Genomic DNA, 18,807 nt, shown 5'->3' on the forward strand with positions numbered 1-18,807 from the left:
AGCTTCGATGACGCCTTCGCCTCTTCCCGTTGCGCTGGTGTCGCGCACGCTGATCGACACCTACATCCGCTTCGGACTGATCGCGCTGCTGGCCGTGCTGTGTTTCCAGATCTTCCGGCCCTTCATGGACCTGATCGTCTGGTCGGTGATCCTTGCGATTACGATGTATCCCCTGCAACGACGCCTGCACGGCAAGGTGTTCTCGCGTGAGGGCCACACCGCGGCGCTGCTGGTGCTGATGGTGATCGCCGTGGTGCTGGCGCCCACCTACCTGTTGGGCATGGCGCTGATCGATTCGGCCGAGCACGCCATGGCGGTGGCCAAGAGCGGCGAAATCCGCATTCCGCCGCCGGCCGACTCGGTAGCGCAATGGCCGTTGATCGGGCAGCGCCTGCACGACTTCTGGCTGATGGCGTCGACCGACGCAACCGGGCTGCTGCAGAAACTTGCGCCGCAGATCAAGACGGCCAGCGTGACGATCCTGGGCACGGTAGGCAGTGTCGGCGTCGGGCTGCTGATGTTCGTTGGCGCACTGATCATCGCCGGCATTTTCATGGCGTACGGCACCAACGGCACGCACGCGGCCGTGCAGATCGCCTCGCGCATCTCCGGCCCGGAGCGTGGCCCGCGCATTGCCGCGCTGTGCACCGCCACGATCCGCGCCGTCGCTCAGGGCGTGATCGGCATCGCGTTCATCCAGATGCTGCTGATCGGCATCGCGTTCGTCATCAAGGGCGTGCCCGGCGCGGGACTGCTGTCGCTGGCCGTGCTGCTGCTGGGCATCATGCAATTGCCGGCCACGCTGGTAACGATCCCAGTGATCGTGTACGTGTTCGCCACCGAGGACATCGCCGCGGCCAACATCGTGTTCGCGATCTACGTCTTCATTGCGGGCCTGGCCGATAACGTGCTCAAGCCGCTGTTGCTGGGGCGTGGCGTCGATGTACCGATGCCGGTGGTGCTGATCGGGGCGCTGGGCGGAATGGTGGCCGGCGGGGTGATCGGGCTGTTTATCGGGCCGGTGGTGCTGGCGGTGGGCTATCAGTTGTTCTGGCAGTGGGTTGAAGATGCGCCGCAGCCCGGCGCCGCGCTGGACATGGCGCCGCGGGCCGATCCCGCGCCGCTCGGCCATGCGGATCTGCCGGGCGGATAGCGATGTCGCCGCACGCCGCCCCATGGATCGCGCTGGCCATGGCGGCCAGCGGCTGCACCATGCTCGGCCCCGATTTCCAGACGCAGCGCGAGGCTTGGTCCGGCCAGTGGCATGACGAGGCCGTGGCGGATGCCACCACACAGCAGGACGCGCCGGACATGCGGCAATGGTGGCGCGTGTTCGACGATCCCGTGCTCGATGCGCTGATGGCCCAAGCCGACGCCAACGACGCTGGCGTGCGCGTCGCCGGACTGCGCGTGATGGAGGCGCGCGCGCAATTGGGCATGGCGCTGGCGGGGCGCTTTCCGCAGATGCAGCAGGCGGGCGCCGATGCGCTGTATGTGCGCAGCCGGCAGTCCGGCGCAACGGCACAGACCAGCCGCGTCTGGGAATACAGCGCTGGCGTCGACATCGGCTGGGAACTTGATTTCTGGGGACGCTTCGCGCGTGCCATCGAATCGGCCGACGCCGCGTACTTTGCCGCCCAGGCCAACCACGAGAGCGCGCTGGTGCTGCTGCATGCGCAACTGGCGTCCACCTACTTTGCGATGCGCACGGCCGAGGCGCGCCTGCGTATCGCCCGCGACAACGCGCGGCTGCAGAAGCGCAGTTTCGAAATCACCGAGAAACTGTTCAGGGCGGGCGAAAGCGACGAGCTCGATTTCCAGCAGGCACGTACGCAGTATCTGGGCACTCTCAGCACCGAGCCCGTGCTGGAAACGCAGATCGTTCAGGCGCGCAATGCGCTGGCCATCCTGACGGGCCACCCGCCGTCGCCGCTGCGCGAGCTCGACGCCAACGCGGACCGCGAGGGCGTGGTCCCGCTGATCGATCGCGCGGTACTGCAGGACGTGCCCGCCAGCCTGCTGCTGCGGCGTCCCGACGTGCGCGCCGCAGAACTGAAGATGGCGGCGCAATCGGCGCAGATCGGGGTCGCGCGCGCCGATCTTTTTCCTGCGGTCTCGCTGATCGGCAGCATCGGCTGGTCCGCCACGTCGTTGCCCGGCACACAGAACGGCCTGCTGCTGGTGGCCGGCCCCAGCGTGCGCTGGAACATCCTCGACTATGGCCGTATCACCAACAACGTGCGCGTGCAGGACGCACGCCTGCAACAGTTGATCGTCGCTTATCAGGACAGTGTGCGGCAGGCCGCACGCGAAGCGGACGACGCGGCCAGCGGACTGGTGCGCGCGCTGCAGCGCGACGCGATCCTGCGCGACGCGGCGTATGCGGCGCAGCGCTCGCTGGCGCTGGCCAACGCCCTGTTCCGCGAGGGTTATTCGGACTTTCAGCGCGTGCTGGACGCGCAGCGCGCGCTGTTTTCGCAGCAGGACACCTATCTGCTCAATCGCGGCGACGCCGTGAACTTTCTGATCGCGCTCTACAAGGCGCTCGGCGGCGGCTGGTACACGGCGCAGCCGCTGGTCGACGACGCCACGCGCGAACAGATGCGCAAGCGCGTGTCATGAGGCGACCTGCTCGACGAAGCGCCGCGCGCGCCGATCGGCAAAGATTTGCCCGCACCCGAGCCAGCCGGCCATGAGTGACGCCGCGCAGGACGCCCCCGTCGCGGCGCCACCCGCCGATCCTTCGCGCAAGACGATCCGCTGGATACTGGGCCTGATTGTCGTGAGCCTGACGTGGTATCTGCTGGCCGACCGCCTGACGCCATATACCCAGCAGGCGCGCGTGCAGGCCTTTGTGATCCCGGTGGCGCCCGATGTATCGGGCCGCATCACGCGCGTCTTCGTCCACAACAATCAGGACGTCGCGGCAGGCGCCGTGCTGTTCGAAGTCGATGCGCGCCAGTACCGGATTGCGGTGGATCGCGCGCGCGCCGATCTTGAAACCACGCGCAGGCAGATCGGCGCCAATACCGCCGGCATTGCTTCCGCGCAGGCGGGGCTGCGCGCGGCGCAGGCGAACGAACTCAAGGCGCGGCAGGACAGCGAGCGCCTGGAGCGGCTGTATCGCGATGATCCGGGGACGATATCGGTGCGCCGGCTGGAAGTGGCCCGCGCCACGCATGTGCAGGCCATCAGCCAGGTCAGCGCGGCGCGCGCCGAAGTGGATCGCGCGCGCGAGCAGCAGGGCGGATCGGAGGACGACAATGCCAAGCTGCGCAGTGCGGCGGCTGCGCTGGAAAAGGCCGAACTCGATCTGGCCAACGCCAGCGTGCGCGCGCGCAATCGCGGGCTGGTGACCGACCTGCGCGCCGAGGCCGATCGTTATGCCGCGGCGGGCCAGCCGGTCATGACGCTGATCGCGATCCACGACGTCTGGATCAGCGCCGACATGACTGAAAACAACCTTGGCAGACTGCGCCCCGGCACGCCGGTCGCCGTGGTGCTCGACGCCTATCCGGGCAAGGTTTTCGAGGGCACGATCCGCAGCATCGGGTATGGCGTCAGCGCAGGGCAGCAGCCGCCGCCGGGCGGCCTGCCCACCGTGCAAACCAGCCGCGACTGGTTGCGTCCCGCGCAGCGCTTTCCGGTGGTGGTCGATATCGACCCGGGCCAACTGGCCTCGCTGCACGGCATTCGCGTGGGCGGCCAGGCTGAAGTGATGGCATTCCCGCAGCCCGGTAATCCGCTCAATCCGCTGGGTCGGCTGTTTCTGTGGCTGATGAGCTGGCTGTCCTATGTCTACTGAATCGTCTAGTCAATCGTCTACTGAATCGCGGCCATCGTCGATCGCTGCCGCGCCGGCACGGCGCGCGATGCGGCTTGCGTTGGCAACGGCGCTGTGTGTTGGCGTGAGCTATGGCGCGCAGTTGCCGATACCGATGGTGGCGCCGGTGATGGCGGTCTACCTGTGCGTGTCGATGGACCGGGCGCTTTCGCTGCGCGCCGGTGTGGGGCTGGCGCTGATGGTGATGGCGACGACCGGCAGCGGCCTGTTGATCGCGCCGATTCTGCGGCAGGCGCCGTTCAGCGGGGTGCTGATCACGGGGCTGTGCCTGTTCCTCGCGTTTCGCCACGGGCTGCGCGGCGGCAATGCGCTGGTGTCGATGTTCCTGGCGGCCGGCGTGACGCTGATCGCCGCGGCAGGCACCACCAGCACCGCGCTGGCGCTGACGGTGGTGGAGGGCCTGGGCAAGGGTCTGCTGTGCGCGTCCGCGGCGCTGGGCGTGAGTGTGTGGCTGATTCCCGGGCCAGCCGCGCCACCGCGCGCCGCGCCCGCGTCCGCCATCGTTCCTGGCGATGCCGACCGCCTCGCATGGCGCGCCACGCTGGTCGTGATGCCGACTTTTCTGCTGGCCATGACGGACCCGGCCGCATACCTGCCGATCGTGATGAAGGCGATCGGCCTGGCGCGCCAGAGCTGCACCACGGCGCGCCAGGCAGCGCTCGAACTGGTCGGGTCCACGCTGATGGGCGGCCTGCTGGCGATGACGTTCTGGCTGGCGCTGGGCCTGTTCGTCCATCTCTGGATGTACTGCCTGTGGATGGCATTTATCGCGCTGCTGGTGGGGCGGCGGCTGTTTGGCCTGCGCAGCGCGCGAACATCGCCCGGACTCTGGTCCAACAGCCTGGTGACGATGATCATCCTGCTCGGTCAATCGGTGGAAGACAGCGCCGCCGGCAAGGACGTGTATCGGGCGTTCGCGATCCGCATGGCGCTGTTTACCGGCGTTTCGCTCTATGCGTACGCCATGCTGTTGCTGCTGGACCGGCGCCGGAGCGCGCCGCGCGCCGCCGTATAGCGCCATATGCGCGCGCCGCCAAAGCCATCCGGCGCACATCGATTCACGCAACCAGGGAGTGCGTCATGCATCTGCATCTGCTCATTGCCGCGCCGGTGATGTTGGTGTGCCTGCTGCTGCAGTGCATCGTGGTGGCGGTCTGCCTGCGCTACGTCCATGTCGGCAGCGTGCGCACCGGCCGGCGGCCGTTCTGGACCGACGTCGCGCTGCTGGCGGCCGTGATGTTGCTGACGCTGCTGTGCAACTTTGCGCAGATGGCGGTGTGGGCCGCGCTGTTTGTGCTGCTTGGCGAGTTCGGCGAATTCTCGGCCGCGTTTTACCACTCGGCGGTCAACTTCGCCACGCTGGGCTATGGCGACATCGTAATGTCGGCACGCTGGCGCATGCTGGGCCCGATCGAGTCGGCGCACGGCATCCTGATGTTCGGACTGTCGACGGCGCTGATGACCGCCGCCGTGCTCGATGTGGTCAAGGTCAATTCCGCCCGGCGCAACGATGCGTCCTGACCCGATGGCGAGCGCGCGCGCTACGTTCGCGTTGCCGCGTCGGCCTTGCCCGCGTGCTCGCGACGCCAGACGTTGGGCGGCTGCCCAAATTGCGCTGAAAACCAGCGCGTGAAAGACGCCGCCGAACCGTAGCCAAGCAGTTCGGACACGCGCAGCAGCGAATAGGCCGGATTGCCGACGTAACGCTGCGCCAGATCGCGGCGCACTTCGGTCAGGATGTCGGTGAACGATTCGCCGGAGGCATCGAGCGCGCGCTGCATCGAGCGCAGGCTCAGGCCGATGCCCTGCGCCACGGCCTCGCTCGTGGCGCGGCCCATTGGCAGCATCAGGTAGACCGCATTGCGCACATCGCGCCCGATTGACGGCTGGTTGATGCGCGGGAGCGTATCGACGATGCGCTGCGCGTGGCGCGCCATGGCCGCATCGCCCATCGGATGCGGCATGTCGAGATCGGCGCGCAGGCAGACGATGCCGTTGAACTCGGCGTCGAACGCCAGCGGGCATCCGAACAGCCGCCGATGCACGCGCGTGTCCGGCGGCGCCGCGTGCGTGAAGTTGACGCTGAGCGGATGCCACTGCGCGCCAAGCAGCGCGCGGCACAGGCGGAACACCACGCCCAGCGCCAGTTCCGTCGCTTGCCGCGACGGCGCGTCGAGCACCACTTCCTGGCGGATGATCACCACGTGGTCCGCGTCCTCGATCAGGATCGCCACCGATTCATTGACCAGATGGCGATAACGCACGATGGTGCCGAGCGCATCGCGCAGGGTCGGCTGGTGACTGATCAACAGGCTCATCGTGCCGAAATCGGACAACTGGCGCGATTCGGCCATGCGCAGTCCGAAAGTGGGGCAGTCGGCTGCGTCCGCAGCGGCCTCCAGTAGCGCCACGCACGCCTGCGCCGGAATGCGCTGGTCGGGATCGGCCAGCAGCGCGCGGCTCAGTCCGACCCGGCGCAGCAGCGGCTGGCCGTCGAGATGCATGGCGGCGGCCACTTCGAAGAAGTTGGTCAGGGCCGCGGCGCGTATCAGCGTGCTCACCTTGTTTGTCCCCATGCGCACGTGTTGCGGGCGACGCGCGGCGGCGTGCCGGACCACGTGCTTGTCGTGATGGGCGGAATGATAGGGCCGCTGGCATGAAATGCAAAGTCTCCGGTGCCCGATGCAAAGCGGGGCAAGCCGTCGGCCACTAGATTTGCAGGCATGGCGGCGCGCATCGTGCCGCCGCGATCCTGGAGACAAGACGATGGCCAAGGCAGTGCGCATGTACGAAACCGGCGGACCGGAGGTGCTTCGCTACGAAGACGTGGAAGTGGGCGAGCCCGGGCCGGGGCAGGTTCGCATCCGTCACGTGGCGGTGGGCCTGAACTATGCGGACACCTATTTCCGCAACGGCACGTATCCCGTGCCGCTGCCCGCCGGCATGGGCGTCGAGGCTTCCGGCGTGGTGCAGGCGGTGGGCGCGGGCGTGACCAACGTCGCGCTCGGCGACCGCGTGACCTATACCGGATTTCTGAACACGTTGGGCGCCTATAGCACCGAGCGCCTGGTGCCCTCTGCGCCGCTGATCCGCCTGCCCGAAAGCATCGGCTTCGAGACCGCTGCGGCCATGACGATGCGCGGCCTGACATCGGCCTACCTGATGCGCCGCATCCACGCGTTCGAGCCGGGCGACACGATCCTGCTGCACGCCGCTGCCGGCGGAGTGGGGCTGATCGTTTCGCAATGGGCCCGGCTGCTGGGCCTGAACGTGATCGGCACGGTTTCCACTGAAGCCAAGGCCGATGTGGCGCGCGCGCATGGCTGCGATCACGTCATCAACTATTCGCGTGAGGACGTGGCCCGGCGCGTGCGCGACATCACGGACGGCGTGGGTGCGGACGTGGTGTTCGACAGCGTCGGCAAGGACACCTTCATGTCTTCGCTCAATGCGCTGAAGCGGCGCGGCCTGCTGGTGTGCGTGGGCACGGCGTCCGGGCCGATTCCGCCGTTCGATCCCGTGCTGCTGGCGATGAAGGGATCGGTCTACCTGACGCGCCCGGCGCTGGCGGACTACATTGCCGATCCGGCCGAGAAAGCCACGCTGGCACGCGAGTTGTTCGACCACGTGGCAGCGGGCCGCATCCGCATCGAGATCAATCAGCGTTACGCGCTGGAAGACGCAGTGCAGGCGCATCGCGACCTGGAATCGCGCAAGACCACCGGATCGTCGATCTTCGTCATCTGAGGAACCCATCATGCAAGTGCAACCACTGACCTGCGCCCTCGGCGCGGAACTGATCGGCGTGAATCTTGGCGAAGCCGTGCGCAATGACGACCTGTTCGGGGCGATCCGCGAACAGTTGCTCAAGCACCGCGTGCTGTTCCTGCGCGGTCAGCAGATCAGCCGCGCCGAGCACGTAGCCTTCGCGCGCCGGTTCGGCGAACTGGAGGATCATCCGGTGGCGGGCAGCGATCCCGAGCATCCGGGTCTGGTGCGGATCTACAAATCGCCCGATCAGCCGAACGATCGTTACGAGAACTGCTGGCATTCGGATACCACATGGCGCGAGGCACCGCAGTTCGGTGCCGTGCTACGCTGCGTGGCATGCCCGCCGGTGGGCGGTGACACGATGTGGGCCAACATGGCGCTGGCCTACGAACGGCTGCCCGATCAGGTCAAGACCCAGATCGCCGACCTGCGCGCGCGCCACAGTATCGAGGCCAGTTTCGGCGCCGCGATGCCGATCGAAAAGCGTCTGGCGCTCAAGGCGCAGTATCCGGACGCCGAACACCCGGTGGTGCGCACCCACCCCGAAACCGGCGAGAAGATCCTCTACGTGAACGGCTTCACGACGCACTTCACCAACTTCCACACGCCGGGGCGCGTGCGCTTTGGCCAGGATGCCAATCCCGGCGCGGCGGACCTGCTGCGCTATCTGGTGTCGCAGGCGTATATCCCGGAATTCCAGGTACGGTGGCGCTGGCAGCCAGACAGCGTGGCGATCTGGGACAACACGGCCACGCAGCACTACGCGGTGATGGACTATGCCCCGTGCCATCGCAAGATGGAACGCGCGGGCATCATCGGCAGCGTGCCGTTCTGAACGGCAGCCGCCCCGATGTGCGGGCGGTTTTGATTTCGAATGAACCAAGCGCCGCGGGGCCTGAATCCCGCGGCGCTTGCCGTTGGCAGCAGACTTGGTGCGGCGGCGCCATCTTCATGACGATCGCCGATCGGCCGATTTCAGTAGTCCCACTGCACCGGCACGAAGCGGTAGCGGTCGCCTTGCCGTGCAACGTGACCGATCGACGGGAACGCCACGTGCGCGGCGGCCAGCATCGATCCCGTTTCGGCAGCTTCGTTCAGCAGCGCGATCCGCACGTCGACCGCCACTTCGGGCTCGTGCTCGAAGCCGTTTTGCCACGCCGGGTTGTCGAAGCCGACTTCGAACAGCGCATCGCCGACGAAGGTCAGCTTCTCGCCCTTCGATGCGACATCCACCACGCAGTGGCCGGGCGTGTGACCGCCGGTCACGCGCGCCGAGACGCCCGGCGCCACCTGCACGATCTGGTCGAACTGCACGATGTTCTCGCCGTAGAGCTGCACAAACTTGGCTGCCGCCTTGCGCAGTGCGGGGGGAACCGCCTCGGGCATCACGGTCTTGCTGAAGTCCGGGTTCTTCCAGAATTCCACCTCGGCCGCCGCCACGTGGATGCGCACGTCGGGGCGCAGCTTGGCCTTGACGCCATCGATGTTCAGGCCGCCAACGTGATCCATGTGCATATGCGTGATCACTATGTCGGTGATTGCGGCGAGGTCGATGCCGGCGGTCTCCAGGCGCATCACCGAACGACCGGCGCGCGAGAAATACTCGAAGCCGTCGCCCACGCCCGAGTCAACCAGGATCAGGCGGTCGCCGCTGCGAATCAGCGCGATGTTCAGCGCCCAGTCGAACATGTCGCGCTGCAGGAAGCGGCTGTCGAACCAGTCGTTGCGGTCGCCTTCGCTCACGTTGGTGGACATGGTGGACGTCGGCAGCGGCAAAACGCCATCGCTGATCATCACGACGTCGACGTCGCCGACGCGTACCGCGTAGCGGGACGATACGAGTTCGCCGGAGCCTTGCTTGCCAAGGCTGGCGGTAACCGGCTGCACATTGCGGGTGGTTGCGCTCATCTTCGTTAGTCCTGTCTGTAGGGTTGAGATACGCCGCGCGGTGCGGCGGTGCTGCCATATTTGCGGACCTGGTGGTCTGGACCGCGTCTTGACCGACTGTGGGGATGTGGTTCGGCGCGCGTCGTTGCGCGGCCATCCTCGTCGACCGTTCGACCGCTGCAACAGCTTGTGCGTCGATCGTCGGAACGGATTGTAGGTAGCCGAAGCGCGCGCCAGTAGCGTCGCGCGGGCGCTCATCGTGTTGTCTGAACGACAACAATCGACAGCAGGCGGACTGGTAAGGTGCAACGTGGCGGAGCCGGGACGAAAAAAAAACCGCCTGCGGTGGCAGGCGGCTGGATGGTGGGTGTGGTGGCGGCCCGTGGTTGCGCCGGCGTTGCGCGCGTCAGGGCTGGATCCGGAAGTTCTTGACGATGGTGGCGTTGCGATCGTATTCGGCGTGCAGCGAGCGCTCCAGTTCCTGCAGCGTCTGCGGAGGCATCGGTTCATAGCCGAGCGCTTCGAGGCGTTCGCGCACCTTGGGCTGGTTCGCGGCCTTGTACACGGCGTTCTGGATTTTCACGGACAGATCCATCGGCAGATGCGATGAGCCGATCACGCCCACCCAGTTGCTGAAATCGATATCGGGGAAGCCCTGTTCGGCAAAGGTCGGCACCTGCGGCAGCAGCGGCGAGCGCGTCTTCGACGCCACCGCATACGGCTGCACCTTGCCAGCGCGAATCATTGGCAGCGATGTCACCATGCCGTCGTACATCAGGGGAATCTGTCCGCCCATGACCTGTGACAGCGCCGGGCCGGAACCCGCAAACGGCACGTGCTGCAGGTCCATGCCGGCTTCCTGGTTCATGATGGCCCCCGCATAGTGCGATGCCGTGCCCGCGCTGTACGACGCAAAGCTCAGCTTGCCCGGATTGGCCTTGACGTACGCGATCAGGCTCTTCAGATCCTTGGGCGGCAGTCCCGGCGCGCCCACCAGCACCATGCGCGAGCGGCCCACAGCGGCTAGTGGGCGGATGTCTTTCATCGTGTCGTAGGGCGTTTTTTGCACCTGCGGCACTTCGGTCAGCACATTGGTGGCCGTCACCATCACGGTCTGTCCGTCGGCCGGGGCGGCCAGCAGGGTGGCGATGGCGATCGCGCCGCCGCCGCCGGGCTTGTTGTCGACCACCACCGGCTGGCCCAGGTCAGCGGTAAGCTGCTCGGCCAGCAGCCGCGCCATTACGTCCATGGTGCCGCCGGCCGGCGCGGGCACCAGCATGCGGACCGGCTTGTTGGTCCATGCGTGGGCCGCGGGCATTAGCAGGGCCGCTGCGGCAAGCACCGCGGCGCGGCGGATGAAGAGCAAGGCGTTTCTCTTCGGCATGGTTGTCTCCTCCATCGTGTGGATATTGTAGGTGTGTAAAGAGCCGGACCTGCCCCGCGTGGGCTGAACAGGAAAGTGTCGGAATCTCAGCAGATCCGGGAAAAGCAGGGGACATGCGCCGTGCGCGTAGCGGCGCGATGGCCGCTCAGGGCTGGCCTCCCGGCGGCGCCGCGTTGCCGCGCTGGCGCCGCGACGGCAACGCTTCCATCACGAACGCCCGCTGGGCATCGCTCATGCCGCTCCACAGGCCGATCTCGACCGAGGTGCGCCAGCATCCCTGGCAATACTTGCGCGCGGCGTCGAGCCGGCAGATGTTGATGCAGGGATTGGGCACTGGCGTGCATGCGTCGGGCGTCGACATGGCCTATTGCGTAGAGCGTATGGCGTGGCAGTCAGGCAGCGGCACGCAGCGGCGCGCGCTTCTGGCCCGGCTGGCGGTTGGGCAGCATGCCGTGTGCGGCGAGCGTTTCATCGACGCTGTCGTACCACGTACCGATGCGATAGATTTCGCGCGCTTCCTTGCCGCTGGCAATCTCGCGGCCCAGTTCATGCGCCACGCGCACGCACTGCTGGATTTGCTGCACCGACGTCATGCGCCTGCCGTGCTGGTCGATGATGGTGTCCTCGATGCCGCAGCGCGGATGCATGCCCATCGCCATCGCCATCATGTTGAACGGCAGCACGTTCTTGAGCAGCGATTCGGCCGTCAGCGTGCAGCCGTCTGGCGCGCGATGAACGAAGTTGAAGAAGTTGAACGGGTTGGGACCGTCGAAGCCGCCGCCGATGCCGATCCACGTCAGGTTCAGCGGGCCCTTGTACGCGCCGGCGCGCACCATGCGTTCGAGCGTTTCCAGGGCGTGGATGCCGGTCAGCTGGAAATGCGGCTGGATGCCCGACGCGGACAGGCGGCGCAGATGCTCTTCGACCCAACCGGGACCGGCCGGCACGGTCATTTCGCGATAGGCCTCGATAAAGGCCGGATTGGACAGCGACGTACCCTCGAGATATTCGGGGTAGAGCAGTTCCATGATGTTCATCTGCGTGGTGTTGATTGCCACGGTCACCTGGTCGGGCTTCGGGTCCAGGTCCGCCAGCATGTGGCGCGTATCGTCGGACAGCCACACCGCGGCCTGACCTTCGTCTTCCGGCGCGAAGGAGATCGAGCCGCCCACCTGGATGATCATGTCGGGCACGGCCGCGCGCACGCCGGCAATCAGCTCGTTGAACTTCGACAGGCGCTTGGAGCCCTTGCCGTCGAGTTCGCGCACGTGCAGGTGCAGCACCGTGGCGCCGGCCTCGTAGCAGTCCACTGCCTTGTGAATCTGCGCTTCCATCGTCACCGGGATGTCTTCGGGGAAATCCTCGGGCATCCATTCCGGCCCATACGGGGCCACCGTGATGACCACTTTTTCCATGTTTTCCGGGTGCAGCGAATCGTCGAGAAATTGCATGTGCTGGCTCCATTGAAGGTGCGTTTCGGTGCTGGAAGTATCGATCAACGGCGCGCGGCAATTTGACGCTGCGGGACAGTCCATTTACATTTCGGGACAGTCAGGGAAAACACGATGTCCTATTACCTTCGCAGCGCAAGCCTTACCAACTACGTGGAAGTGGCGCGTGCGGTGGGGCTCGATCCCCACCAGATGCTGCGCAATGCACGGATCGGGCGCAACGCGCTGCTCGATCCCGATACACGCATTCCCGCCGCGTCGGTGGGCAGGCTGCTGGAAGCGTCGGCGCTGCTGGCAAACGCGCCCGATTTTGCGCTGCGCATGGCCGAGCTGCGCCAGTTCTCTAATCTGGGCCCGCTCGCCTTTGTAGTGCGCGAGGAACCGACGCTGCGCGGCGCGCTGGAATCGATGGTGCGGTATATGGGCCTGCAGAACGAGGCGCTGGCGATGCGCGTGGAAAATGTCGACGGCCTGGTCGTGATCCGCCTGCACATCCTCAGCGATGCGCCCGGATCGCTGCGCCAGGCTACCGAGCTAGCCGCAGGCGTGGTGTATCGCATGCTGAGCCTGTTCCTGGGGCCGTCGTGGCGGCCGCGCAGCATCTGCTTTTCGCATGCGCCGCCCGAAAGCCACGCAGCATATTTGCGCGTGTTCGGCATGCAGGCGCTGTTCAACCAGGATTTCGATGGCATCGTGTGTGTGGCGTCGGACCTGAACGCACCGCTGCCTTCGTACGATCCGGTCATGGCGCAGCAGGTGCGACGCTATCTGCACGCGTTACTGGCGCAGTCCAACGCCAGCATGGCCGACAAGGTGCGCAGGCTGGTGCACGCACTGCTGGCGGGCGGCACGTGTTCCGTGGATCGCGTGGCGCTGCAGCTTGGCGTCGACCGCCGCACCGTGCATCGCTGGCTGCAGCAGGAAGGCACCACCTATTCGGATGTGGTCAACGACGCGCGCAAGACGCTGGTCACGCGTTATATCGAGAATCGCGCACGGCCGCTGTCGGAAGTGGCCACCTTGCTCGGCTTCTCATCGCTGAGCGCGTTCTCGCGCTGGTTTGGCACGCAGTTTGGCTGCAGCGTATCGAAGTGGCGCGCCACACACGGCGCAGCCCATGACTCGTCCGCACCATGAAAAATGGCCACGCCGGCATCGTGCCGGGTGGCCCAAGCGGTTCGGTTCGTGCCGGGCGGGGTAAGAGATCCCGATACCAACCGACTGCCGCACGCGAGATACTGGACGCTTCAGTCGATGGCAGGCATCAGAACTTGTGGCGCACGCCGATTGCCACACCGATCATGTTGCTCTGGCCGTTGGCGAGCGCGTAGCTGTTGCCCAGCGACAGGCTGTTGGCGTAGACCGTGGCCAGCGATTCCATCATCAGGCCCGCGTTCTTGGCGTAGGCGGTCGTGAGGTAGACATCGGTGCGCTTCGAGAACGCATAGTTGGCGACGAAGGCAATCTGCCACGGATTGGGGGCGTTGGCGCCGTACAGGTTCTTGACGTCGTCATAGTTGTATTCGAGCGTCAGGCCGACGGCTGGCGTCAGCTGGTAGTTGGCGCCGATCCAGTAGAAGTCGTCGCGCTGGAGGGTGTCGCCCGCGGCGTTCTTGTTCTGGCCCCAGCGATAACCGCCCATGATCTTGGCAACGTTGCCGAAGGTATAACTGGCGCCCACCGCGAGCTTCTTGAGGGTGCCGCTGCTGGTGCCGATGGTGGGATTCCACTGGTCATAGCCGACCGTCGCGCCGAACGGGCCGCTCTGCCAGGCCAGCGCCGCACCGTAGGCGGTGTCACGGCGGAACGATCCCGGCACCTCGCCATTGCCGCCGATCGGGATCGGCAAGCCCACCGAGGCCGGCAGCGCCAGGCCGGTGCCGAACGAATAGTGCGCCAACGCGGTCACCGGCCCGAACTTGCCGGTGTACTTGACGGTGTTGTCCTCGCGGAAGTTGGCGCCCGATTGCAGCACCACGGGCTCGTACTGCGTGGCATACGCGGTCGGCGAAAAGTTGGCCAGCGCCTCGAACATCGAGGTGTATTGGCGGCCCAGGCTGATTTGCCCGAAACGTGCATCGGATAATCCCAGGAAAGCCTGGCGGCCAAACAGCCGGCCGCTTTGCTGCAGCGTGCCGTTGTCGAGGCTGAAACCGCTCTCCAGCACGAACACGCCACTGAGGCCGCCGCCCAGGTCCTCGGTGCCGCGCAAGCCCCAGCGCGAGCCCGCCAGACCGCCGGAACTCATGCGGTACACGTCGTGCGACGGGCCGGGATTGAAGCCGTTCGCCGCGGTAGGCACGGCGCCCACGTGGTTCACGTATTCCATGTTGATGTCGGCCACGCCATACAGAATGACGTTCGATTGCGCGAAAGCGCTGCCGGTGCACGCAAGCAATGCGGCCATGGCCATGCCCTTGAGCTTCATGTGACAAGTCTCCTCTTGTGTTTTTTGTGCTGAATTGCTGCGGTTTTTCCGTCGGAAATTACAACGTGGGGTACTGCGGATGACTGCGAAAACCTATTGCGCTGAACCGTTGGGTGCGCTCGGTGCCGGGTGCGACGTCAGTGCCGCCAGCCTCCCGATCAGCGCCTTGGCTTGCGGCCATGGCCCGAAGCCGGCAGCGGGATTCAGATGACCGACTTCGCCCAGGTCCTCGATCCAGCAACCCCAATCGCCGGCCAGATCGGCGGCACGCTCGAACGCCGCAAGCGGGTCGTTGCGGCTCGCGGCCAGCAGCGCGGGGAAGGGCAACGGGCGGCGTGGCACCGGCAGCCAGCCGTGCTCGTCCAGCGTCGCCATGTCCGGATAGCCGGGCGGCATCGGGCGCTCGAGATCGGCCGGCGTTGCCAGCAGCGCACCGCGCACGCGGCCCAGATGAGCCGAGCCGCTGTGGACCCAATGCGCGGTGATCATCACGCCGGCGCTGTGCGCGACCAGCATCACGGGGCCGTCGATGGCGGCCATGGCCGCGTCCAGTGCGGCGACACGCGCTGCGCGGCTAAGCTTGTCGATCTCCAGCGGCGGCACGCTGCGCGCGTTTGGCAGTTCGGCCTGCAACAGCGTTTGCCAGTGCTCGGCAACGTGGTCGCGCAGACCGGGGACGATCAGGATCGTGGTGTCGGATGGCAGGTGCATCGTCATCGTCATCGTCAGTCGGTGTCGTGGAAGAAATCAGGCGTACCGGCCGCGCTGCGCCAGGCGCAACAGGTCGGCCGAATAGGTGCGGCGTCCGATCACGAAGCACAGCGCGGCCAGCAACGCACCGAGCGTGAGCCACTGCAACGCGAGCGACAGGCCGATGTGGTCGGCCAGTACGCCGGCCAGATATGGCCCTGGCGCCAGGCCGATCAGGTTGTTGGCGAGCGTCAGCGTGGCGAATGCCGTGGCGTGGATGCTCGGGTCGGTGAGGTTGGCCACCGCCGCGCTGGCCGGTCCGGCGCTGCCGCCGGCCAGCAGCATGCCGCCCGCCATCAGCGCCAGTTGCGCCGCGCCGGGCGCCATATGAAATCCAGTGAAGAGCAGGGCGAAGCAACCCACGCTGTAGAGCATGGCCATGCGCCACTTCAGCGCGGGCGTGCGGCGCGCTACGCGGTCGGTCAGCACGCCGCACATGATCATGCCGGCGCCGCCGGCCAGCACGAAGCCGGCCGATGCCAGGCCCGCGGGCGCCGTGGCCATGCCGTAGTAGCGGCCAAGATAGCTCGGCATCCACGCCAGCAGCGACCCCATCACCAGCAACTGCAAGGCGCTGCCCACGTACGCGCACAGGATCGAGCGCGACGAGAACAGCGCCGCGGGCAGGGCGCGGATCGACATGGCGCAGCCTGGCGCGGCGGCGGGGTGCGAAGGCTCGACTGTTACGCGCTGCTGCTGCAGTCGGCGTTCGGTCACGACCATGCGGTACAACACAACCAGCACCAGCCCGAACAGCGCCATGCCGGCAAACGCAAAGCGCCAGCCGAAATGAGCCGAGATCACGCCGCCGAGCGCCATGCCCAACACCGATCCGAAAGCGCCGCCGGCGATGAACGCCGCGCTGAGCGTGGAGCGCATGTCGCGCGGAAACACCGAGAGCACCAGCGCGATGCCGACGCTGCCGTAGGCCGCTTCGCCAACGCCCACGCATAGCCTGGCGACGAACATCGCGCCGAACGAATTGGCCAGCGCGCATCCGAGCGTGGCCAGACTCCACAGCAACGCCATCAGCGTGAGGCTGCGCACGTGTCCCCAACGGTCGGCGAGCATCGACAGCGGCACGGTCAGCACGCCCACCATCAGCGCCACCACGCCGCCGAGCGCGCCGAGGCTGGCGTCGCTCAGCAGCCATTCCGCCTTGAGCAGCGGAAACAGCGCGTTGAGCACCTGGCGCGACATGTAGTCGGACAACAGCAGGCAAAAGCTCAATGCAAAGACCAGCCAGGGGTAATGGCGCGAACGCGGTGGGCGGCCGTTACGGGCCGGAGCGTCCGCATAGGTGCGGTTGCGGTTGCGTGGGAACATGAAAACCGTCTCCTCGAATACTTGCGCCACAGCAGGTGAAAACCTGCTTGCGGCTACGCGCGCCGGGCTGGCCGCGACGAGCGAAGTATCCCGTATTGGGAGGCGACGATTTGATTATCCGTGACAACGGTTTTGCATTTTGGGACAGTGCGGGAAAACCCGTTGGACGTCAGGCGGCGCTTGCTGCGCCCCCAAGGCCCTGGGGCGATAACCGCAGACAGGCGGCGTATGCGCGCGGTCCGGCGTCAGGACAGGATGATGATGATCACCATGCCCCAGATCGTCAGCAGCGTGTTGCCCACGGCATACGTAACCGTGTAGCCAAGCCCGGGCACCTGGCTCTTGGCCGCTTCGCACACCATGCCGAGCGCGGCCGTTGTGGTGCGCGCGCCGGCGCAGATGCCGAGGATCAGCGCGGGGTGAAACTTGAACACGAACTTTGCCAGCAGCATGCCGAGAAGCAGCGGCACGGTGGTGGCGAAAATGCCCCACAGGAACAGGCTGATGCCGAGCTTCTGCAGCCCGGCGACAAAGCCGGGCCCGGCGGAAATGCCGACCACGGCGATGAACACGTTCAGGCCCACCGAGTTCATGAACCACAACGTCGGTTCGGGGATCCGTCCAAAGGTTGGATGAATGGCGCGGAACCAGCCGAACACGATGCCGGCAATCAGCGATCCGCCTGCCGTCGAAATCGTCAGCGGGATGCCGGCCACGTTGATCACGACGGCGCCGATCAGCGCGCCGACGGTAATGGCCAGCGACACGAACGCCACGTCAGTCACGGTGGTGGGGCGATCGACGTAGCCGATCTCGCGCGCGGCGGCGTTGATGTCCTGCGTGCGCCCGACCACGGTGATCACGTCGCCGCGATATAGGCGCGTCTTGGGCAGCACCGGGATCACTGTCTCGGTCGGGCCGCGCTTGATCTTTTTCAGGAACACGCCGCGCGCGCCGGGCCAGCGCGCGAGCTCCTGCAGCGTCTTGTCGTCGACCTTCTTGTTGGTGATGTAGATGTCGACGCCTTCGGTCGGGATGTTCAGCAATTCCGCATCTTCCACCTCGCGTCCGCTCGGTCCCAGCCGCAGAATCATCTGGTCGCGCTTGCCGCCGATCGCCACCACGTCCTGCGCTTCGATCACGGTGGTGCGGTCGATCTCGATGATCTTGCCGTTGCGCCGGATCCGCTCCACAAATGCGCGCACGCCTTCGCGCGTGCCGGCCTCGATCTCGCCGACCGTGCGGCCGATGAACGGGCTGTCCTGCGCCACGGAATACGCGCGCATCTCGAAGTCATGCCATTCGGTCGCCCCATCGGCGCTGGCCGAGCCGGCGCCCAGCATCGTCTCGTATTCCTTGCATGCCGCCACCAGATCGATATTGAGCAGTTTGGGCCCCAGCTGCGCCAGGATGATGGCCGAGCCCACGGTGCCGAAGATATAGGTCACCGCATAGGCGATGGGCATGCCGTCCAGCAGGACCTTGGTTTCCTCGGGCGAGCGCCCCAGCCGATTGATGGCGTCGGTGGCCAGGCCCATCGATGCGGAGATGGTCTGCGACCCCGCGAACAGGCCCGCCGCCGAACCGAGATCGTAGCCGGCGATCTTCGCCGCCACGGCCGCCGCTGCCAGCGAGAAGACCGCCATGATTGCCGCGAAGATCGCCTGCGGCAGCCCGTCCTTGGCAATGCCGCGCACGAACTGCGGCCCCACGCCGTAGCCCACGGCAAACAGGAACATCAGGAAGAACACCGACTTCACGTTGGCCGAGATCTTGACGCCCAGGATGCCGATGACAATGGCCACCAGCAGGGTCGACGTCACAGCGCCAAGGCTGAAGCCCTTGAAGCTCTTGCCGCCGACCCAGTACCCGATGCCCAGCGCAAGGAATATGGCGATCTCCGGATAGGCCTTCAGCGTGTCAACGAACCAGGTCATGATGTTTCCCTCTTGTTATCGGCGTCCGA

At 66.3% G+C, this 18,807-nt stretch carries 16 protein-coding genes and 1 pseudogene; 8 read left to right on the plus strand and 9 right to left on the minus strand.

The genetic code is table 11. From position 1 onward, the window contains the following. Positions 1 to 7: 7 nt before the first annotated feature. From F7R19_RS01225 to F7R19_RS01245, 5 genes and pseudogenes are all read left to right on the plus strand, one after another. On the plus strand, positions 8 to 1,153 hold the full coding sequence (locus tag F7R19_RS01225; RefSeq protein ID WP_150979093.1) for an AI-2E family transporter: 1,146 nt from the start codon (positions 8 to 10) through the stop codon (positions 1,151 to 1,153). A gap of 2 nt (positions 1,154 to 1,155) precedes the next feature. Beyond that, positions 1,156 to 2,619 (plus strand): annotated as a pseudogene (locus F7R19_RS01230) (efflux transporter outer membrane subunit); the annotation flags it as partial. 73 nt (positions 2,620 to 2,692) lie between these two features. Next, positions 2,693 to 3,805 carry an HlyD family secretion protein gene (locus tag F7R19_RS01235; RefSeq protein ID WP_150979095.1) on the plus strand — a complete coding sequence of 371 codons (1,113 nt, stop codon included), beginning with the start codon at positions 2,693 to 2,695 and terminating at the stop codon, positions 3,803 to 3,805. Further along, the gene (locus F7R19_RS01240) at positions 3,795 to 4,859 is read left to right on the plus strand and encodes a DUF2955 domain-containing protein (protein ID WP_150979096.1); all 1,065 of its coding nucleotides are present in this window, start codon (positions 3,795 to 3,797) and stop codon (positions 4,857 to 4,859) included. The genes F7R19_RS01235 and F7R19_RS01240 overlap by 11 nt, the downstream gene beginning before the upstream one ends. 65 nt (positions 4,860 to 4,924) lie before the next feature. Further along, on the plus strand, positions 4,925 to 5,365 hold the full coding sequence (locus F7R19_RS01245; RefSeq protein ID WP_061955135.1) for an ion channel: 441 nt from the start codon (positions 4,925 to 4,927) through the stop codon (positions 5,363 to 5,365). Positions 5,366 to 5,385: 20 nt separating this feature from the next. Here F7R19_RS01245 and F7R19_RS01250 read toward each other — a convergent pair whose 3' ends face one another. Then, positions 5,386 to 6,405, minus strand: a complete 1,020-nt coding sequence (locus F7R19_RS01250) for an AraC family transcriptional regulator (protein WP_211922696.1) — start codon at positions 6,403 to 6,405, stop codon at positions 5,386 to 5,388. 205 nt (positions 6,406 to 6,610) lie between these two features. On the opposite strand from F7R19_RS01250, the gene F7R19_RS01255 reads away from it, so the two are divergent. Both F7R19_RS01255 and F7R19_RS01260 read left to right on the plus strand, forming a co-directional pair. Beyond that, positions 6,611 to 7,591, plus strand: coding sequence for a quinone oxidoreductase family protein (locus tag F7R19_RS01255; RefSeq protein ID WP_150979098.1), 981 nt, complete (start codon positions 6,611 to 6,613; stop codon positions 7,589 to 7,591). 10 nt (positions 7,592 to 7,601) lie between these two features. Further along, complete coding sequence (locus F7R19_RS01260; RefSeq protein ID WP_150979099.1) at positions 7,602 to 8,450, plus strand: TauD/TfdA dioxygenase family protein; 849 nt, start codon at positions 7,602 to 7,604, stop codon at positions 8,448 to 8,450. A 140-nt stretch (positions 8,451 to 8,590) separates the two neighbouring features. Here F7R19_RS01260 and F7R19_RS01265 read toward each other — a convergent pair whose 3' ends face one another. The 4 genes from F7R19_RS01265 to F7R19_RS01280 all read right to left on the minus strand — a co-directional run bounded on the left by F7R19_RS01265 (position 8,591) and on the right by F7R19_RS01280 (position 12,337). Then, the gene (locus tag F7R19_RS01265) at positions 8,591 to 9,523 is read right to left on the minus strand and encodes an MBL fold metallo-hydrolase (RefSeq protein WP_061955141.1); all 933 of its coding nucleotides are present in this window, start codon (positions 9,521 to 9,523) and stop codon (positions 8,591 to 8,593) included. A 385-nt stretch (positions 9,524 to 9,908) separates the two neighbouring features. Then, positions 9,909 to 10,886, minus strand: a complete 978-nt coding sequence (locus tag F7R19_RS01270; protein WP_150979100.1) for a tripartite tricarboxylate transporter substrate binding protein — start codon at positions 10,884 to 10,886, stop codon at positions 9,909 to 9,911. A 145-nt stretch (positions 10,887 to 11,031) separates the two neighbouring features. Then, positions 11,032 to 11,247 (minus strand): DUF1289 domain-containing protein, encoded by a 216-nt coding sequence (locus F7R19_RS01275; RefSeq protein WP_061955143.1) that lies wholly within the window; start codon positions 11,245 to 11,247, stop codon positions 11,032 to 11,034. Positions 11,248 to 11,278: 31 nt separating this feature from the next. Next, a complete protein-coding gene (locus tag F7R19_RS01280; protein ID WP_150979101.1) occupies positions 11,279 to 12,337 on the minus strand; it encodes a beta-keto acid cleavage family enzyme in 1,059 nt (352 codons plus the stop codon). A gap of 114 nt (positions 12,338 to 12,451) precedes the next feature. Between F7R19_RS01280 and F7R19_RS01285 the strand changes: the two genes are divergently transcribed. Further along, positions 12,452 to 13,474 (plus strand): AraC family transcriptional regulator, encoded by a 1,023-nt coding sequence (locus F7R19_RS01285; RefSeq protein WP_150979102.1) that lies wholly within the window; start codon positions 12,452 to 12,454, stop codon positions 13,472 to 13,474. 127 nt (positions 13,475 to 13,601) lie between these two features. Here F7R19_RS01285 and F7R19_RS01290 read toward each other — a convergent pair whose 3' ends face one another. The 4 genes from F7R19_RS01290 to aspT all read right to left on the minus strand — a co-directional run bounded on the left by F7R19_RS01290 (position 13,602) and on the right by aspT (position 18,778). Beyond that, positions 13,602 to 14,765 carry a porin gene (locus F7R19_RS01290; RefSeq protein ID WP_061955147.1) on the minus strand — a complete coding sequence of 388 codons (1,164 nt, stop codon included), beginning with the start codon at positions 14,763 to 14,765 and terminating at the stop codon, positions 13,602 to 13,604. Positions 14,766 to 14,858: 93 nt separating this feature from the next. Continuing rightward, the gene (locus F7R19_RS01295; protein WP_150979284.1) at positions 14,859 to 15,476 is read right to left on the minus strand and encodes an RBBP9/YdeN family alpha/beta hydrolase; all 618 of its coding nucleotides are present in this window, start codon (positions 15,474 to 15,476) and stop codon (positions 14,859 to 14,861) included. A 36-nt stretch (positions 15,477 to 15,512) separates the two neighbouring features. Then, a complete protein-coding gene (locus F7R19_RS01300) occupies positions 15,513 to 16,841 on the minus strand; it encodes an MFS transporter (protein WP_150979103.1) in 1,329 nt (442 codons plus the stop codon). 245 nt (positions 16,842 to 17,086) lie between these two features. After that, positions 17,087 to 18,778: an aspartate-alanine antiporter gene (gene aspT, locus F7R19_RS01305; protein ID WP_061955149.1), complete on the minus strand. Its 1,692-nt coding sequence runs from the start codon at positions 18,776 to 18,778 to the stop codon at positions 17,087 to 17,089. Between the last annotated feature and the right edge of the window lie 29 nt (positions 18,779 to 18,807).

The sequence above is a fragment of the Cupriavidus pauculus genome (assembly GCF_008801835.1).
GTDB lineage: Bacteria > Pseudomonadota > Gammaproteobacteria > Burkholderiales > Burkholderiaceae > Cupriavidus > Cupriavidus pauculus.

What these genes read in the sequence shown, in the direction of transcription:
- F7R19_RS01225 (WP_150979093.1), top strand. Translation starts at nt 8, where the DNA reads ATGACGCCTTCGCCTCTTCCCGTTGCGCTGGTGTCGCGCACGCTGATC.
- F7R19_RS01235 (WP_150979095.1), top strand. Translation starts at nt 2,693, where the DNA reads ATGAGTGACGCCGCGCAGGACGCCCCCGTCGCGGCGCCACCCGCCGAT.
- F7R19_RS01240 (WP_150979096.1), top strand. Translation starts at nt 3,795, where the DNA reads ATGTCTACTGAATCGTCTAGTCAATCGTCTACTGAATCGCGGCCATCG.
- F7R19_RS01245 (WP_061955135.1), top strand. Translation starts at nt 4,925, where the DNA reads ATGCATCTGCATCTGCTCATTGCCGCGCCGGTGATGTTGGTGTGCCTG.
- F7R19_RS01255 (WP_150979098.1), top strand. Translation starts at nt 6,611, where the DNA reads ATGGCCAAGGCAGTGCGCATGTACGAAACCGGCGGACCGGAGGTGCTT.
- F7R19_RS01260 (WP_150979099.1), top strand. Translation starts at nt 7,602, where the DNA reads ATGCAAGTGCAACCACTGACCTGCGCCCTCGGCGCGGAACTGATCGGC.
- F7R19_RS01265 (WP_061955141.1), bottom strand. Translation starts at nt 9,523, where the DNA reads ATGAGCGCAACCACCCGCAATGTGCAGCCGGTTACCGCCAGCCTTGGC.
- F7R19_RS01270 (WP_150979100.1), bottom strand. Translation starts at nt 10,886, where the DNA reads ATGCCGAAGAGAAACGCCTTGCTCTTCATCCGCCGCGCCGCGGTGCTT.
- F7R19_RS01275 (WP_061955143.1), bottom strand. Translation starts at nt 11,247, where the DNA reads ATGTCGACGCCCGACGCATGCACGCCAGTGCCCAATCCCTGCATCAAC.
- F7R19_RS01280 (WP_150979101.1), bottom strand. Translation starts at nt 12,337, where the DNA reads ATGCAATTTCTCGACGATTCGCTGCACCCGGAAAACATGGAAAAAGTG.
- F7R19_RS01285 (WP_150979102.1), top strand. Translation starts at nt 12,452, where the DNA reads ATGTCCTATTACCTTCGCAGCGCAAGCCTTACCAACTACGTGGAAGTG.
- F7R19_RS01290 (WP_061955147.1), bottom strand. Translation starts at nt 14,765, where the DNA reads ATGAAGCTCAAGGGCATGGCCATGGCCGCATTGCTTGCGTGCACCGGC.
- F7R19_RS01295 (WP_150979284.1), bottom strand. Translation starts at nt 15,476, where the DNA reads ATGCACCTGCCATCCGACACCACGATCCTGATCGTCCCCGGTCTGCGC.
- F7R19_RS01300 (WP_150979103.1), bottom strand. Translation starts at nt 16,841, where the DNA reads ATGTTCCCACGCAACCGCAACCGCACCTATGCGGACGCTCCGGCCCGT.
- aspT (WP_061955149.1), bottom strand. Translation starts at nt 18,778, where the DNA reads ATGACCTGGTTCGTTGACACGCTGAAGGCCTATCCGGAGATCGCCATA.